This is a genomic window from Thermus brockianus (assembly GCF_021462505.1).
GTDB lineage: Bacteria > Deinococcota > Deinococci > Deinococcales > Thermaceae > Thermus > Thermus hydrothermalis.
In genome coordinates, this window is sequence record NZ_JAKEDV010000002.1 from 237648 (window position 1) to 253900 (window position 16253).

General features: G+C 68.0%; 17 protein-coding genes and 1 riboswitch. Of the genes, 7 read left to right on the plus strand and 10 right to left on the minus strand.

The window, feature by feature from the left end:
- Positions 1 to 7 precede the first annotated feature (7 nt).
- On the plus strand, positions 8 to 586 hold the full coding sequence (gene pdxT, locus LXN00_RS03400; protein ID WP_234504755.1) for a pyridoxal 5'-phosphate synthase glutaminase subunit PdxT: 579 nt from the start codon (positions 8 to 10) through the stop codon (positions 584 to 586).
- On the opposite strand, the gene asnS is transcribed toward pdxT, so the two are convergent.
- Genes asnS through hisS form a run of 5 tightly spaced genes read right to left on the minus strand, consistent with a single transcriptional unit; the run spans position 583 to position 6636 of the window.
- Positions 583 to 1899 carry an asparagine--tRNA ligase gene (gene asnS / locus LXN00_RS03405; protein WP_234504757.1) on the minus strand — a complete coding sequence of 439 codons (1317 nt, stop codon included), beginning with the start codon at positions 1897 to 1899 and terminating at the stop codon, positions 583 to 585. The genes pdxT and asnS overlap by 4 nt on opposite strands.
- Before the next feature lie 12 nt (positions 1900 to 1911).
- The gene (locus LXN00_RS03410; protein ID WP_234504759.1) at positions 1912 to 2724 is read right to left on the minus strand and encodes an HAD family hydrolase; all 813 of its coding nucleotides are present in this window, start codon (positions 2722 to 2724) and stop codon (positions 1912 to 1914) included.
- Positions 2724 to 3617, minus strand: coding sequence for a PhzF family phenazine biosynthesis protein (locus LXN00_RS03415; protein ID WP_234504761.1), 894 nt, complete (start codon positions 3615 to 3617; stop codon positions 2724 to 2726). Before LXN00_RS03415 ends, LXN00_RS03410 begins: the two co-directional genes overlap by 1 nt.
- Complete coding sequence (gene aspS / locus LXN00_RS03420; protein ID WP_234504763.1) at positions 3610 to 5355, minus strand: aspartate--tRNA ligase; 1746 nt, start codon at positions 5353 to 5355, stop codon at positions 3610 to 3612. Before aspS ends, LXN00_RS03415 begins: the two co-directional genes overlap by 8 nt.
- A gap of 24 nt (positions 5356 to 5379) precedes the next feature.
- A complete protein-coding gene (gene hisS / locus LXN00_RS03425; protein ID WP_234504769.1) occupies positions 5380 to 6636 on the minus strand; it encodes a histidine--tRNA ligase in 1257 nt (418 codons plus the stop codon).
- A gap of 47 nt (positions 6637 to 6683) precedes the next feature.
- On the opposite strand from hisS, the gene LXN00_RS03430 reads away from it, so the two are divergent.
- Positions 6684 to 7013 carry a hypothetical protein gene (locus LXN00_RS03430; RefSeq protein ID WP_234504770.1) on the plus strand — a complete coding sequence of 110 codons (330 nt, stop codon included), beginning with the start codon at positions 6684 to 6686 and terminating at the stop codon, positions 7011 to 7013.
- Between the two features lie 445 nt (positions 7014 to 7458).
- On the opposite strand, the gene LXN00_RS03435 is transcribed toward LXN00_RS03430, so the two are convergent.
- From LXN00_RS03435 to LXN00_RS03455, 5 genes are all read right to left on the minus strand, one after another.
- On the minus strand, positions 7459 to 8484 hold the full coding sequence (locus LXN00_RS03435) for an ABC transporter ATP-binding protein (protein ID WP_234504785.1): 1026 nt from the start codon (positions 8482 to 8484) through the stop codon (positions 7459 to 7461).
- Positions 8454 to 9131, minus strand: coding sequence for a molybdate ABC transporter permease subunit (gene modB, locus LXN00_RS03440; protein ID WP_234504797.1), 678 nt, complete (start codon positions 9129 to 9131; stop codon positions 8454 to 8456). Before modB ends, LXN00_RS03435 begins: the two co-directional genes overlap by 31 nt.
- Positions 9132 to 9998, minus strand: coding sequence for a molybdate ABC transporter substrate-binding protein (gene modA / locus LXN00_RS03445; protein ID WP_234504802.1), 867 nt, complete (start codon positions 9996 to 9998; stop codon positions 9132 to 9134).
- Positions 9990 to 10114, minus strand: a riboswitch (molybdenum cofactor riboswitch). It overlaps the preceding gene by 9 nt.
- Positions 10115 to 10732 (minus strand): uracil-DNA glycosylase, encoded by a 618-nt coding sequence (locus LXN00_RS03450; protein ID WP_234504805.1) that lies wholly within the window; start codon positions 10730 to 10732, stop codon positions 10115 to 10117. It abuts the riboswitch before it with no gap.
- A complete protein-coding gene (locus LXN00_RS03455; RefSeq protein ID WP_039458950.1) occupies positions 10729 to 11097 on the minus strand; it encodes a hypothetical protein in 369 nt (122 codons plus the stop codon). The genes LXN00_RS03450 and LXN00_RS03455 overlap by 4 nt, the downstream gene beginning before the upstream one ends.
- 82 nt (positions 11098 to 11179) lie before the next feature.
- Between LXN00_RS03455 and LXN00_RS03460 the strand changes: the two genes are divergently transcribed.
- The 5 genes from LXN00_RS03460 (at position 11180) to LXN00_RS12710 (ending at position 16252) form a co-directional block, all read left to right on the plus strand.
- On the plus strand, positions 11180 to 12238 hold the full coding sequence (locus LXN00_RS03460; protein ID WP_234504806.1) for a hypothetical protein: 1059 nt from the start codon (positions 11180 to 11182) through the stop codon (positions 12236 to 12238).
- A 4-nt stretch (positions 12239 to 12242) separates the two neighbouring features.
- The gene (locus LXN00_RS03465) at positions 12243 to 12839 is read left to right on the plus strand and encodes a DUF3108 domain-containing protein (protein WP_234504808.1); all 597 of its coding nucleotides are present in this window, start codon (positions 12243 to 12245) and stop codon (positions 12837 to 12839) included.
- Between the two features lie 7 nt (positions 12840 to 12846).
- Entirely contained in the window at positions 12847 to 14085 is a 1239-nt protein-coding gene (gene hisD, locus LXN00_RS03470) for a histidinol dehydrogenase (protein WP_234504810.1), read from the plus strand.
- On the plus strand, positions 14082 to 14879 hold the full coding sequence (locus LXN00_RS03475) for a helical backbone metal receptor (protein ID WP_234504812.1): 798 nt from the start codon (positions 14082 to 14084) through the stop codon (positions 14877 to 14879). Before hisD ends, LXN00_RS03475 begins: the two co-directional genes overlap by 4 nt.
- 506 nt (positions 14880 to 15385) lie before the next feature.
- A complete protein-coding gene (locus tag LXN00_RS12710; RefSeq protein ID WP_326491123.1) occupies positions 15386 to 16252 on the plus strand; it encodes a S8 family serine peptidase in 867 nt (288 codons plus the stop codon).
- Position 16253 lies beyond the last annotated feature (1 nt).

Consider the following 16253-nt stretch of genomic DNA (forward strand, 5'->3'; position numbering starts at 1 on the left):
GTCCAGGATGAGGGGCGTGGTTGGCGTCCTAGCCCTGCAAGGGGATTTCCGCGAGCACAAGGAGGCGCTTAAGCGCCTGGGGATAGAGGCAAAGGAGGTGCGGAAGAAGGAGCACCTGGAGGGGCTCAAGGCCCTCATCGTGCCTGGCGGGGAGTCCACCACCATCGGCAAGCTGGCCCGGGAGTATGGCCTCGAGGAGGCCGTGCGGCAACGGGTGGCGGAGGGGAGCCTGGCGGTTTTTGGCACCTGCGCCGGGGCCATATGGCTTGCCCGGGAGATCCTAGGCTACCCCGAGCAACCCCGCCTGGGTGTCTTGGACGTGGCGGTGGAGCGGAACGCTTTTGGCCGCCAGGTGGAGAGCTTTGAAGAGGACCTCTTCATCCGGGGCTTTTCCGAGCCCTTCCACGGGGTCTTCATCCGCGCCCCGGTCTTCCGCCGGCTGGGGGAGGGGGTGGAGGTGCTGGCGGAACTCCAAGGCCTCCCCGTCTTGGTGCGGCAGGGAAAGATCCTTGCCAGCGCCTTCCACCCCGAGCTCACCCCGGACCTGCGCATTCACCGCTACTTCTTGGAACTCGCTGGCCTCTAGGGCCGCATACGGGTATACATCCGGGGAAAGGGGATGGCTTCCCGCACGTGGGCCAGGCCGCAGATCCAGGCCACGGTGCGCTCCAGGCCGAGCCCGAAGCCCGAATGGGGCACGCTCCCGAAGCGGCGGAGGTCCAGGTACCACCCGTAAACCTCCTCGGGTAGGCCGAACTCCCGGATCTTCCGCCTTAGGAGTTCCAGGTCGTGGATCCTTTGGCTTCCCCCGATGATCTCCCCGTAGCCCTCGGGGGCCAGGAGATCGTCGTTGAGGACGAGCTCGGGGTCTTGGGGGTCCGGCTCCATGTAGAAGGCCTTGATGCGGGCGGGGTAGCGCTCCACGAAGACGGGGCGGTCAAACTGCCGGCTCAAGGCGGCCTCGTGGGGGGCGCCGAAGTCCTCGCCGTAGGGGAGAGGGGGCACCTCGGGGTCCTCCTGGCTCAGGCGGTTCACCAGGGCCACCGCCTCCTTGTAGGTGAGGCGGGGGTAGTTCCCTTGGGCGGCGGGTTCCAGGGCCTTGGGGTCGCGGTCTAGCATCTCCAGCTCCCGCGCCCGCCTCTCCAGCACCCGGGCCACCAGGTAGCGCACCAGCTCCTCCTGGAGGGCCATGTTCTCCTCGTGGGTCATGAAGGCCACCTCGGGCTCCACCATCCAGAACTCCAGGAGGTGGCGCCGGGTCTTGGAGCGTTCCGCCCGGAACGTGGGGCCGAAGGTGTAGACCTTGGCGTAGGCCAGGGCCCCGGCCTCGGCGTAGAGCTGGCCCGACTGGGAGAGGTAGGCCTTTTCCCCGTCAAAGAGCTCCACCTCAAAGAGCTCCGTGGTGCCCTCCACGGCGCTCGGGGTGAGGATGGGGGCGTCAAAGCGCAGGAAACCCCGTTCGCTAAAGAAGTCGTGGATGGCCCGCTCCACCTCGTCCCGGATGCGCATCACGGCGAAGGGGCGGCGGTGGCGGAGCCAGAGGTGGCGGTGGTCCATGAGGAAGTCAATGCCGTGCTCCTTGGGGCCGATGGGGTATTCCCCCTGGGGCAGGCTCACCACCTCCAGGCCCTTTAGCAAAAGTTCGTACCCGCCCGGGGCCCTCGAGTCCTCCCGCACCCGGCCAAACACCTTAAGGGCGGTTTCCTGGGGCAAGTGGTCCGCCTGGGTGAAGACCTCCTCCGGCACCTCCCCCTTCACCACCGTGGCCTGGAGGAAGCCGGTGCCGTCCCGGAGGATGAGGAAGTGGATCTTGCCCTTGGAGCGCTTCTGGTAGAGCCAGCCCCTGAGCTCCACCTCCTGGTCCTTGTACTGGGCGATCTCGTCAATGAAGACCCGCATACGCCCTGGAGTTTACCCGAGGGCGGCCAGGGCTTCCGCCAGGCCGCAGGCGTCCACGGGGGCCACCACCCGCTTGGCCGCCTGCTTTACGCTTAGCGGGGCGTTCCCCATGGCGATGCCGAGGCCCACCGCCTGGAGGACCTCGAGGTCGTTCTCCCCATCCCCCACCATGGCGCAGGCCAGAAGGTCTAGCCCATAGGCCTCCGCCACCAAGCGGGCCCCCAAAAGCTTGCCCACGCCCCTTCGGGTGAGGGAAACGAAGCGCACCCCGGGCATCTTGGGGCTTTCGGCCACGTGGGCGGAAAGCTCCTCGGGCAAGGCATCCAAAAAGGCTCCCAAAGGCGCCTCGGGCCCAGCCAACACCTGGAGGCGTACCAAGGGGCTTGTTAGCCCTAGGAGGTCCGCCCCCTCCGCCTCCACCCCCAAAAGCCTTTGGTGGGCCTCGAGGAGGGGGCTATCCCCTTCCACGAAAAAGCCCCCGTCGGCGGTGTAGCCCTCCAAGGGGAGGGAAAGCCTCCGGGCGAGGCGCACCGCTTTCTTGGCCGCCTCCTCGGGCAAGGCCGCCACGAAAAAGGGCCTCGCCTGGGGCTCGTGGGGGTCTTGGGAAAGGGAGAGGACCACCGCCCCCGACTCAAAGACGTGGAGGCCCTCGGGGTCAAGCCGCCGGGCCAGGCGCAGGGCTTCCCCCCGCCCCGGGCGGCCCGTGAGGAGGGCGAGGCGCAGGCCCCGGGCCTTGGCCGCCTCCACCGCCGGCCAGACGCACGGGGGTACCCCCTCCTTCCCCACCAGGGTGCCGTCCACGTCCACGAAGACCAGGCGCACCATCAGAGCTCGCCCGTGGCCACGATGGCCGCCTCACCCCCCAGCCTCACGGCAAGGGGAACCCCCGTGGGGCTATACTCCACCTCCACCTCCACCATCCCCGGGTTGCCCAAGCGGTGGCCCTGGTAGATGGAAAGGTGGACCCTCCCTTCCCGCTTCGGCACCACCCCCGCCCGGGCCAGAAGCGCCCCCAGGGCGGCGTTGGCCGAGCCCGTCACCGGGTCCTCGGGGATGCCGAGGAGGGGGGCGAAGTCCCGGGCGTAGAAGCTCCTTGGCCCCATGGGGGCGTAGGCGTGGACCGTGGCCACCTCTAGTTTCCGGGAAATCTCGGCCAGGAGGGCCATGTCCGGCTCCAGGGCGTCCACCACCCCCGGGGCCACCAAGGGGACGAAAAGGCTCCAAAGCCCCGTGTAGGCCACCCCGTAGGGCAGGCCCCGGTGGAGGTAGCGCTCATCGGAGCCCAAGGCCTCGAGGACCTCCTTCAGGGCCTGGAAGGGGGGCAGGTCCCGGAACCTCGGGGTGGGCCCCCGCACCCAGGCCTTCCTGGGCTCCCCCGCCTCGTAGGCGATCTCCACCGGGAGGGCTTCCGCTGGGGTGTGGAGGATGAGGCGCTCGGTGCCCTCGGGGGCGAGGCCCAAGCGCACCAGGGCCAGGCCCAGGGCCACGGCGGCGTGGCCGGAAAACTCCACCTCTCCCCCCGGCGTGAAGAAGCGCACGGCGAAGACGGTGCCCTGCCTTTCGGTGAGAAAGGCGGTTTCGGGCTCGGAAAGCCTTTTCGCCACCTGGCGCATCTCCTCCCCGCTCATCCCCCGGGCGTCCAAGACGATGGCCACGCGGTTTCCCGCCCCCGGGGTGGGGGCGAAGGCGTCCACGAGAACGTAGGGGATCCTAGCCATGGCGGATCACCATAAGGCCCAGTTCCCGGAGTTGCTCCTCGGGCACGGGGCTTGGGGCCCCGGTCAAGGGGTCCTTGCCCTCCTTGTTCTTGGGGAAGGCGATGACCTCGCGGATGGAGGGGCTACCGGTCATGAGGGCCAGGAGGCGGTCCAGGCCCCAGGCGATGCCCCCGTGGGGCGGGGCCCCGTAGGTGAGGGCCTCGAGGAAAAACCCAAACTTCTCCCTCTGCTCCTCCTCGCCGATGCCCAGGAGGGTGAACATCTTGGCCTGTAGGGCGGGGTCGTGGATGCGGATGGACCCGCCCCCCACCTCCACCCCGTTCAGGACCAGGTCGTAGGCCAGGGCCCTAACCTGGCCCGGTGCCGTGTCCAAAAGGGGCAGGTCCTCGGGGTGGGGGCTCGTGAAGGGGTGGTGCATGTAGGTCCAAGCTCCCCGCGCCTCGTCCCACTCCAAAAGGGGAAAGTCCACCACCCAAAGGAAGCGGAAGCCTTCCCGGGGCAAGGCCAAGAGGTCGGCCAGGGCGAGGCGCACCTGCCCCAGGGCCTCCGCCGCCACCTTGCGGCTTGCCGCCACGAAGAGAAGGGTGTCCCCGGGCCTGGCTCCCGTGGCCTGGAGGAGGGCTTCCCGCACCGGATCCAAGAACTTGGCCACGCCCCCGGAGAAGCCCCCCTCCTCCACCCGGGCGAAGGCGAGCCCCCCCGCCCCGTGGCGCTTGGCCACCTCTTCCAGCTCGGCCACCTCCTTCCGGGAAAGGGCCTTGGGGGCGGAGAGGGCCTTCACGCTTTCCGCCTGTTGGAAGAGTTGGAAGGGGCTATCCCGGAAGAGGTGGCCCACCTCCTTTAGCTCAAGCCCGAAGCGCAGGTCGGGCTTGTCCGAGCCGTAGCGCTCCATGGCCTCCCCATAGGGGAGGCGGGGGAAGGGGAGGGGAAGCTCTAGGCCCAAGGCCTCCCGGAAGACGTGGGCCATGAGGCGCTCGTTGAGGGTGAGGATGTCCTCCACCTCCACGAAGCTCATCTCCAGGTCCAACTGGGTGAAGTCGGGCTGGCGGTCGGCGCGCAGGTCCTCGTCCCGGAAGCAACGGGCGATCTGGAAGTAGCGGTCCAACCCCGCCACCATGAGCATCTGCTTGAAAAGCTGGGGGGACTGGGGCAGGGCGTAAAAGAGGCCCGGTTGGTGGCGGTAGGGGACGAGGAAGTCCCGGGCCCCTTCCGGGGTGCTCTTGGTGAGGAAGGGGGTTTCCACCTGGACGAAACCTTCCCGGTCCAGGAAGTCCCAAATGGCCTTGATGACCCGGTGGCGCAGGCGCAGGTTCTCCTGCATCCGCTTCCTGCGGAGGTCCAGGTAGCGGTACTTTAGGCGAAGTTCTTCGGAAGCCTCCTTGTCCTCCTCTCCCCGCCAGCCGGCGTCCACCGGGAAGGGCGGGGTCTTGGCCTCGGCCAAGACCTCTAGGGCCTCTAGCTCCACCTCCACCCGGCCCGTGGGCAGGCGGGGGTTGGGCTCAGGGCGGAGGCGCACCCGGCCCTTGGCCCGCACCACCCACTCGGAGCGCACCCGTTCGGCCACGGCGTAGGCGGGGCTATCCGGATGGGCCACGAGCTGCACTAGGCCTTCCCGGTCCCGGAGGTCCAAAAAGATGAGGCCCCCCAGGTCCCGGCGGCGGTTCACCCAGCCCTCCAGGACCACCTCCTCTCCCGCATGCTCTTCCCTAAGGCTTCCGGCGTAGTGGGTGCGGCGCATAATCCCCCCAAGCTTACCAAGTCCTCACGCTAAGGCGGAAAGGAGGAAACCGAGGGCTTCCGTCTGGGGAAGCCGCACCTGTTCCCCGGTGGCAAGGCGCTTTAGGGTTACCTCTCCCGCCCTAAGCTCGTCCTCGCCCAGGAAGCCGGCGAAGGCAGCGTTCCGCTTCAGGGCCTCCTCCACCCCCTTGCCCGGTTTCTTGGGGCTTAGGGCGTACTCCACCCGGAGCCTGGGCCGCAGGCGCTCCGCCAGGTAGAAGGCCTCGGCCACCGCCTCCTCCGTGAGGGGGATGAGGTAGAGGTCGGGGCCCTTTCCCTCGGGCAGGCCGAAGCCCTCCGCCTCGAGGGCCAGGGCCACCCGCTCCACGCCGAAGGCGAAGCCCACCCCCGGCACCCTTGGCCCCCCGAGGAGCTCGGAAAGCCCATCGTACCGCCCCCCGCCCCCCAGGGCGGACTGGGCCCCGATCTCCTCGTGGTGCACCTCAAAGGCGGTGCGCACGTAGTAGTCCAGGCCCCGCACCAAGGCGGGCTCTAGCTCGTAGGGCACGCCAAGCCGGTTTAGGTGGCGTTCCACCGCCTTCAGGTGGGCCAAGGCCTCCTCCCCCAGGAAGTCCAGCATGGGCCGCACCTTGAGCTCCCGCAAAAGGGCCTGGTCCTTCTCGTCCTTGGAGTCCAGGATGCGCATGGGGTTGAGGTCAAGCCGCTCCTGGGAGTCCTCGGAAAGCGCATCCCGATAGGGCCCCAAGACCTCCCGCAGGTAGGCGTTGTACCGGGCCCGGTCCTCCGGATCCCCTACGGAGGAGAGCTTCACGGAAAGGCGCCTTAGGCCCAGCTCCTTGAGGCTTTCGTAGAGGAGCACCACGGCTTCGGCGTCCAGGATGGGGCTTTCCGAGCCCAGGGCCTCGTAGTTCACCTGGTGGAACTGGCGGTAGCGCCCTTTCTGGGGCCTTTCCGCCCGGAACATGGGGCCTGCCATCCAAAGCCGCACGGGCTGGGGCCAGACCTTCATCCCGTGCTCCAGATAGGCCCGCACCATGGCGGCGGTGCCCTCGGGGCGCAGGGTGAGGGAGCGCCCGCCCCGGTCTTGGAAGGTGAACATCTCCTTGCGCACGATGTCCGTGGCGGCCCCTACCCCCTTTTCAAACACCTGGGTTTCCTCAAAGACGGGGGTGATGAGCTCCATGGCCCCCGCCGCCTCGAGGACCCGCCGGGCGGTGGCCACGATGTGCTGGTGGAGCCGAAGCTCCTTGCCGAAAAGGTCCTTGGTGCCCCGGACGGCCATACCCTTCCACTTTACGGGGTAGGAGCCTTGGGTGCTATCCTCTTCTCATGACCGGGAAGGGGAGGGGGTTGTTAGCCCTGCTCTACGTCCTCCTCACCCTCGCCGCCTCCACCGGGGTGGCCCTGCAGCTTTACCTCATGCAGCTGCAGAACCCGGGGTTGCGGGGCGACCTCTGCCAGGCCCCTGGGGAAGAGGCGGTGGTGGAGCACTCCCCCCTCTGCGGCCTCCAGGTGGCCCCGGGCGGCCCGGTGGTGGAAGCCCCTGCCCCGCCCCGCCCCCTGGCGGTGGGCCGGGTGCGGCCCGCGCGGCTACCGGGCTACCCCGCCCCCCTTCCCCAGGTCCTGAGCCCCCGGGCGCCCCCCTTCTGCCGGGCTTAAGCGGACGTGCGGCCTTAGGACCTCGGACAAAAAGGGGGGATGGATGCGGGTGGTGGTGTTCACGCAAAACCTGGCGCTTTACGCCTTGGTGGCGGGGGCGCTTGGCAAAGCGGGTTGGCGGGTTTCCTGGAACAGGGGAGATGGGTTAGCGCTGGCGGACCTGGAGCACCTGGCGCAAGGGGAGGTTTTCCTCTGGCCCACGCCCGGGGGCCTTCGGGCCTATGACCCGAGGCGTTGCGCCTTCCTCACCCGTCAGGACCGGCCGAGCACCCTGCTGGAGGGGCTTAGGGGGCGCTTGGGCCTTGCGCTTTTGCCGGGGGAGAGGGCGGCCCTTGGGGTTTTGGGCCAAGGGGTGGCCCCGGAAGCGAAGGCCCTGGCGGAGGCCCTCGGCATTCCCCCCCATAGGGCCCGGTTTTACCTGAAGGGCTTGCGCCACAAGTTCGGCCTAGCCCTCCAGGACCTCCTCCGCCTCGCCCGGCATCAGGTGCAGGTAACGGGGCTTCAGGGCCACCCGGATTCGCTTGCCGGGCTCGAGGCGGAGCCTTTCCTGCACGTGCCGAGGAAGGAGGAGCACCAGGGGTATGGGCCCAAGAAAGCGCCCCCGGTAGGCCAGGCCCTGGGGGTGAAGGCTTTCTAGAACGCCCTCCAGCACGTTCTCTTGGGGGGGCGGGCGGTCTTCCCGCACCACCATGACCTCCTCCGCCCGCACCCCAAGCCAAACCAGCTCCCCGGGCCGGGCCCAGGGGGGAAGGGGAAGCTTTAGCGGGACGCCTTTCACCACCACGCCCCCTTCCCCCACCCGGGCGGGGAAAAGGTTTTGGTAGCCGAGAAGCCGGGCCACCTCCACCCTTTCGGGGGCGGCCATGACCCCTTCCGGGGGGCCCTCCTGGAGCACCCCCTTCCGCCCCAGCACCACGAGCCAGTCCGCCAGCCCCGCCAAGGTGGGGTCGTGGCTCACCGCCAGGGCGGGGAGGCCTTCTTGGCGGATGAGGGCGATGAGCTCCGCCACCACCTGGTCCTTGGTGAGGGGGTCCAGGGCGCTCGTGGGCTCGTCCAGGAGGAGGAGCTCGGGGTTGCGCGCCAGGGCCCGGGCCAGGGCCACCCGCTGCTTCTGCCCGCCGGAGAGGGCGCTGGGGCGCTTGTGGGCGTGGGCCAAAAGCCCCACCCGCTCCAGGAGGGCAAAAGCCTTGGCCTTAGCCTCCTTTCCCTTTAGGGGAAAGGCCACGTTCTCCCAGGCGGCCATGTGAGGAAAAAGGGCCAGGTCTTGGGGCAGGTAGCCGATGGGCCGCTTCTCTGGGGGGAGGCCCCCATAGGGCGTGCCCTCGGCGGGGAGGAGGCCCGCCAGGGCCTTGAGGAGGGTGGTCTTGCCCACGCCGCTTCGCCCGAGGAGGAGGGTGAAGCCCCGGATGCGGAAGCGCACCTCCAGGGCCACGGGGCGCCTTATCCGGTAGTGGACCTCCACGCCCGCCACCTCCTTTCCAGAAGCCGCACCCCAAGCAGGATGAGGAGGCTAAGGAGGAGGAGGAAGAGGGAGGCTTTGGCCGCCTCGGCGAAGCGCAGGGCCTGGACCAGGTCGTAGAGGTAGATGCTCACCATCTGGGTTTTCCCGGGGATGGACCCCCCCACCATGAGCACCACCCCGAACTCCCCCAGGGTGTGGGCGAAGGCCAGGAGGGTGCCCGAGAGGAGGCCGGGCCAGACCAGGGGGAAGACCACCCGGGCGTAGACCTTTAGCCGGGGCACCCCCAGGGTGCGGGCCACCTCCAGGAGGCTCCGGTCCAGGCTCAAGAAGGCTTCCCGGTAGGCGGTGAGGGCGAAGGGGAGGCTAAAGAGGACGCTGGCGAAGAGAAGCCCCTCCAGGCGGAAGGCCCAGGAAACCCCGATGAGCTTGGTCCAAGGCCCCTCGGGCCCCAGGAAGAGGAGGAGGTAGAAGCCGAGGACCGTGGGGGGTAGGACGAGGGGGAGGAGGAAGACCGCCTCCAACAGGGCTTTTCCCGGGAAGTCGCGGAAGGCGAGGAGCCAGGCGAGGGGGGTTCCCAAAAGGAGGAGAAGCCCTGCGCTCAAGGAGGCCACCAGGAGGGAGAGGCGGAGGGCGAGGAAGAACTCGGGCTCGGGCATCTACTCTCCGGGAAGCAGGAAGCCGTAGCGCCTTAGGATAGCCCTACCCTCTTGGCTTCCCACGAAGCGGTGAAAGGCCAGGACCTCGGGCCTGGCCCTACCTTTGAGGATTACGTAGCTCTGCTCCAGGGCCAGGTGGCTTCCCCAGGGGGGCACCCAGTACACCCCGGGGCCGGAGAGGCTTTCGTGGAGGACCAGGGGCAGGGCCAAGATCCCCGCCCCCGTGGCGGACAGGGCGAGCTGGGCGGTATGGGCGATGTTTTCCCCGTAGACGAACCGGAAGTGGGGTTTGCCTTGGGCCAAGGGGGCGGTGTCCCAGTAGGCCTCCACCCCTTGGGTAAGGCGTTCCCAAGGGATCTCCGCCCAGGAAAGGGCCCGGAAGGGTTTGGAGATCCCGGGTAGGGTCAGGTCCTTGCGCCGAAGGAGGCCGTAGCGCTCAAGAAGGGTGAGGGCGGCTCGGCCGTAAGGAGCGTGGATGGGGTTGGCCAGGGCGAGCTGGGTAACCTTCGGGTCTTTCAGGGCCTCGGGTTTGGGCTTTAGGCCGAGCCGCCGGTCCAGCCAGAGGGCAAGGCGGCCGAGGGCGTAGAGGCGCTGGGTGCCGGGCTCCGCCAGGCCCTTCTCCTCCAGGAGCTTGGGGTAAAGGCTTTCCGCCGAGAAGAAGAGGTCCGCCTCGAGGCCCTGGGCAAGCTGGGCGTAAAGTTTTCCCGAGGAGCCGAAGGTGAGGAGGACCTCCGTTCCCGGGTGGCGCGCCTCAAAGGTACGGGCGAGTTCCCCTAGGGCGTAGGTCAGGTCGCTCGCCGCCACCACCCGCACGCTTTGGGCCAGGGCGCCCATCAGGACAAAGGGGAACCAAATCCAGAAGCGCATGGATTACCTCCTTTGCCACCGCGGCAGGCGGCGGGGTTGCCCCCGCCACCCCGGGGCCCAAAGGCCCGGCCCGGAAGGCCCTGAGGGTCTATCCGGGCTCGGAGGCGGCGTCCATTCTATAGCAAGGGCTCTTGGCTCACCGCCTTGATCTGCCGGCGCTCCTTGGGAGGGAGGGCGTCCAGGGCCCGCTTCACCTCCTGGATGTCCAGCCAGGTGAGGTGCTTGGGGCTTCCGGGGGCGCGGCTTGGGTTCCTAAGGAGGTAGGCGGGGTGGAACATGGGGAAGACCCGGATGCCATGCCACTCGTACCACTTGCCCCGCACCTTGGTGATGGAAACCTTTTCCCCAAGGAAGAACTCCGCCGCCACCGCCCCCAAGGGGACGATGATCTGGGGGGCGATGAGTTCAATCTGCTTCAAAAGCCACTTGTCCGTGCAGATCTTGGCCTCGTCGGGCAGGGGGGTGCGGTTTCCCGGGGGGCGGCACTTGACGATGTTGGTGATGTAGATCTCCTCCCGGCGGATGCCGGCGGCCTCGAGGATGCGGTTTAAGAGTTGCCCCGCCTTGCCCACGAAGGGGCGGCCCGTCTTGTCCTCCTCCTCCCCCGGGCCTTCCCCCACGATCATGAGCTGGGCGTCGGGGTTGCCCTCGCCGAAAACCACCTGGGTGCGGCCCTCCGCCAGGCGGCAGGCGGTGCAGGTCTGGGCCTGGGCCCTCAGGAGTTCCAGGGTCATTGCAGGGACTTACGGGCCTTGCGGGCTTCCCGGCGGATCTTGGGGTCCAGGCCGATCATGAGGAAGAAGTTTTCCAAGGCGTTCTCCTGGCCCTTGATTTCCGGATAGGCGTCCTCCGGGGTGCCGGTGACGAAGGGCAGGGACTTGTAGAGCTCCAGGGCGTACTGGACCACCGCCTCGGGCCCCTCGGCCTCCGCCACCTCCGCCAGCTTGGCGTAGACCTCGCGGCGCGCCTCGGCGTGGCGGCGGAAGACCTCCGGGTTGGGCGTTTCCGGCGCCCGGAGGACATCCTGCTTGGCGATGCGGCGGTAGTGCTTCAAGCCCCGAACGATCTCCTCCGTGGTCAGCGTGATCTTGAACTCCATCCCCGCTCCTTTCCGGCCAAAGGCCCGGCCTTCTTTGGCAGATTATAAGCCTCCTCATGGGGGGGTGCGTATACTTGGGGGGATGGAGGTTTTGGGCGCATATTGGCTAAGGCGCATTCTCGCCCGTATTGGAGCCATTACCGTTTACGAGGGCCAAGACACCCGCACCGGCATGCCGGTGATGGTTCTCCAAGGGGCGCAGGGCAAGCCCCTGGAGGGGGAGGGGCTTCTTCCGGTTTTGCAGGTTCTTCCCGAGGCCTGGGTCCTGGAGTGGCCCATAGGGGCGGTGCCCCTCGCCCAGTACCTGGGGGTGGCGGACCCGGAGCGGGCGGCGCACTGGCTTAAGGAGGTGGCGGCGCTCCTCCTCACCTTAAAGGCCAAGGGATTTTGGCTTGCCCCACCCCCGGAGCTTTTCTTAGTGAAGGGCAAGCGCATCTGGTTAGCGGGGGCGGGCATGGAGGCCTTGGCGGGGGAGCCGGAAGGGGCCTTGGTGGCCCTGGCCCGGGCGCTTTTGGGCGAGCGCTACGCCGAGTTCCCCTTGCGGGACACCCTGGAGCGGCTTGAGCGGAAAGAGGTGGGGCTAGAGGCCCTTTGGGAAGAGGGGTCCATCCCACCCCCTGCGCCCCTGCCCGAGCCGGAGGCTCCAGGCCGCAAGCGCCTTCCCGTGGAGCCCCAAGAAGTAGAGGAAGCGGCGCCCAAGGTGGACGGGGCGGGAGAGGGCCCGCCAGAGCCTCCCCCAAGCCGCCCTAAGGTGATCCGCATAGAGGAGCCCGAGCTTCCCTCCTTCCCCGTGGTGGAACCCAAGCCCGCTTCCCCTTCCCGGAGGGGGGTTCTCCTCCTCTTGCTTTTGGCCTTGGGGCTTCTTGGAGGGGTTATCCTCTTGCTTCCCCGCGGGGGTTCAGGGGGGGCATACGTGATGGAGTTCCGCACCGACCCCCCCACGGAAAAGGCGGAGGTCTTCCTCCTCGAGGCCCCCCCAGGCTCCCGCCTGCCCACAGGCCAGCTCCTCCTAACGGCGCCGGGCCGGGTGGAGTTTGACCAGAAGGGCGTCTACCGCCTGCGCATCCGGGTCCCGGGCCGGGACCCCGTGGACTACCTCCTGGAGGTGCCTGGCCCACCCCTCACCATCAAGGTACGCTAAGGCCATGACCGAGCGCCCCGCCCTTTACCGCTACCGCTATTTCTTCGCCGGGGAGCCCGCTGGGGAAGGGCGCTTGGAGGTGCGCCCGGGGGAAGGGGGCGTGCGGGCCACCCTGACCGCCGAGCTTCTCCTTCCCCTGCCCAAGGTCCGGCTTCGCTGGCAGACGGAAACGGACCCCGAGGGCTACTCCCGCTACTTCGCCGAACGGGTGGAGGCGCGGGAGGCCAGGGTCTTCACCGTGGAGCGCCTGGAGGAGGAGGGGGTGGTCCTGGTGAGCCAGGGCAAGGAGAGCCTGGCCTTGCCCTACCTCACCCCCTACCACGACCCCCTTTCCCTGGTCCTCTACCTGCCCCGGCTATCCCTTCTGCCCGGGGAGGTGGCCCGCTTCCCCATGCCGGGGGGTAGGGCGTACGTGGAGCGGCTTTCGGACCTCGAGGTGGAGGGGCGGCTTCGCCAACACTACCGCCTGCGCCCGGGCCTGAGCCTGGTGGAGCTGGAGGAGGGCTTGCCCGTGCGGATGGCCCAGCAGGTGGGCGACCACGTGTTTGAGGCGGTGCTGGAAGGCGTGGAAGAGGTGAGGAAGCGCCGCCGCTGGGTATAGTGGAGGCATGATTTACCGCGCTGAGGAGGTGAGGGAGCGCTTCGCCCGCCGGGGGTTATCCTTTGACCCCACGGTGGAGGAGATCGTCCGGGGCATCCTCCATGCGGTTCGGGAGGAGGGGGATGCCGCCCTGGACCGCCTGAGCCTGGACCTGGACGGCTACCCCGTGGAGGAGATCCCCAAGAAGGCCTGGCGGGAGGCCTACGATGACCTGGACCCGGACCTCCGGGACGCCTTGGAAACCGCCAAAGAGCGGATTGAGGCCTTCTACCGGGAGGAGGCCCGGGGGGGGTTTCTGAAGGCCGAGGAAGCGGGGGTCTTGGGCCAGCTGGTGCGGCCCCTTACCCGGGTGGGGGTGTACGTCCCCGGGGGGAGCGCCCCCCTCCTCTCCAGCCTCCTCATGGCCGTGGTGCCCGCCAAGGTGGCGGGGGTGGCGGAGGTCTTGGTGGCGAGCCCGCCCCGGGTGCACCCCGGGGTCCTGGCCGCCGCCTGGGTGGCGGGGGCGGACCGGCTTTTCGCCATGGGCGGGGCCCAGGCCATCGCCGCCATGGCCTACGGCACGGGGCGCATACCCCGGGTGGACAAGATCGTGGGCCCGGGGAACGCCTACGTGGTGGCGGCCAAGCGCCTGGTCTACGGGGTGGTGGGCCTGGATGGCCTGGCAGGCCCCACGGAAACCCTGGTGGTGGCGGATGGCTCCGCCTCGCCCAAGCTCCTCGCCGCCGACCTCTTGGCCCAGGCGGAGCACGGGCCCGATTCCGAGCCCTGGCTCCTTTCCCCGGACCTGGCCCTTTTGGAAAAGGTGGAGGCGGAGCTTTACCGGCAGCTTTCCGAGCTTCCCCGGGCGGAGATCGCCAAGAGGGCCCTGGAGCGGGGGGGGCTTGTCCTCACCCGGGACCTGGAGGAAGCCTTTGCGCTCGCTAACCTCTACGCCCCCGAGCACCTCTGCCTGGCCTTGGCCGACCCCCTTCCTTGGCTAGGGAAGGTGCAAAACGCCGGGGGGGTCTTCCTGGGGGAGGGAAGCCCCGAGGCCCTAGGGGACTACATCGCCGGGCCCAGCCACGTAATGCCCACCTCGGGCACCGCCCGCTTCCAAGGGGGCCTTAGCGTGCGGGACTTCCTGAAGGTCATCCCTGTGGTGGGCTTAGGGGATAGGGCGGTGAAGGAGCTTGCCGCCAAGGGGGCGGTGCTCGCCCGGGCGGAGGGCTTGGAGGGCCACGCCCGCTCCTTGGACCTGAGGCGATGAGGCTTTTTCACGAGCTTTTGGGACCCGTGGACCTTCCCGACCATTTCGGGCGCATCGTGAGCCTGGCCCCGAACCTCACGGACGCCCTTTTCGCCCTGGGGGTGGGGGATAGGCTCGTGGGCCGGAGCGCCTTCTGCCACCGCCCGGCCCAGGTCCTCTCCCTGCCCGTGGTGGCCTCCTACACCAAGACCCGCCTGGAGCTCCTGAGGAGCCTTAAGCCCGACCTGGTCCTCCTCTCCACGGGGGTGCAGCGGGAGCAGGCCCTGAGGCTTAAGGAGGAGGGCTTTCCCGTCTACGCCGTGCCCCTCCCCACGAGCCCCTACGGCATCCTGGAAAATCTCTCCACCTTGGGGCACCTCTTGGGCCTCGAGGCCGAGGCCACGGGGCTTGCCCACCGCCTGGCCGAGCGCTACGCCGCCCTTAGGGGCCGGTTTCGCCTGAGGGTCTACTTTGAGATGGACCTGGGCGGGCCCATCACCGTGGGCCGGGGGAGCTACATCGCCCAGGCCCTCCTCCACCTGGGGCTAGAGCCCATCTTCCTGGACGTGCCCCAGGCCTACTTCGCCCCCGACCTGGAGGAGGTGGCCCGGAGGAAGCCTGACCTCTTCCTCTATGAGCCCAAGCCCTGGGGGAAGAACCCCTTGGCCAAGGCCAAGGCCCTGGCCGAGGCGCGGGGCTGGACCTTCCCCGTGGCGGCCACGGACGGGGACGAGCTCGCCCACTACGGGCCCATGTTCTTTGATTTCTTGGAAAAGTTGGCGAGTCGGGTGGAGGAAACCTTAGGGCAGGCTTAAGGCAACGGCAGCAGAGCGGGGGTAGGATGAGGGGCATGAAGGGGCTTACCTTAAGGAGCGGTTTAGCCTTGTCCTTGCTTCTCTTGGGCGCTTGCGTGCAAAGTCCCCCACCCCCGCCTCCACCACAGGCGACCACCTGCACGCCCCGGGCTACGACCCAGACCCTGGCCACCCAAAGCTTGGGAGTGCGGGAGACGCCTCGGGGCCTTGCCGACTTTAGCTACCCCCATGTCCCAGGGGAGCTTTTGGTGCTCACGGATGGCGTTGCTCCCCAGAGCCTTACGGCCCAGGTGGCGGGTGTGGAACCTTTGGAAGCCCTTCGGGGAGGGGTTTTGCGGGTCCGGGTTTCCCCAGGGCAGGAGCGGGTGAAGGCGGAGGCACTCTTGCGGGCAGGAGCCCGGTGGGTGCAGCCGAACTATATCTATGAACCCCTTCAGATATCTGCCCCCTCTGTTCCCAACGATCCGTTGTATCGCAGCGAACAACGCCCCCAACTCAACAACCTCATGGGCCTCGAGTCCGCCTGGGGGAGGAGCACAGGGGACCCCAGCCTGATTATCGCCGTGGTGGATACGGGGTACCTCCCTCACCCGGATATGGAAGGTAGGTGGTATCTCCCTCAAGGTTTCAACCTGGACGTGGCTGATGATGACCAGGACCCTACGGATGACATACCTTCATCAAATGAAAGAGGTCACGGCTTGGCAGTAGCTTCGGTTCTTGGAGCAGCAACCAATAATGCTTTAGACATGGCGGGCGTCACGTGGAAGGGCAAGGTTCTTCCCCTTAAGGTGGCCCGCTCTAGCGATGGGCAGATGACTACTGCCACGGTCAGGCAAGCGGTAGACTTGGCGGTAAACCTAGGGGCAAAAGTCATCAACCTTTCACTGGGTGGGCCCGCTTCCGATAGCGTACTGGAAAATTCGCTGCGAAACGCTAGAAGCCAGGGTGTAGTCCTGGTGGCGGCAGCGGGCAACGATGGGACGGATTGGATACGGTACCCTGCGGCCTCTCCCTCGGTTATCGCTGTGGGTGCCGTGGATAACAGCAAGAACAAGGCCACCTTTTCCAACTGCGGGCCGGAGCTGGACCTTGTGACCCCCGGGAAGGGGGTGCACGTCCTCTTCCCGGGTGGTGAGTCCGACACGCTTTCTGGCACCTCCTTCGCTAGCCCCATGGTGGCGGGTGTGGCAGCCCTTTACATGAGCGCCTATCGGGCAGCGCACGGGGATTGGCCTAGGCCAGATCAGGTGGAGCAATGCCTGATCCAGACAGCAGAAGACTTGGGGCCCCAGGGGCACGACACAGGTTACGGCTTCGGCCTGGTGCGGGCGGACCGGGTGATGGCGGACGCCACCCATTGCTTCCCCTAAT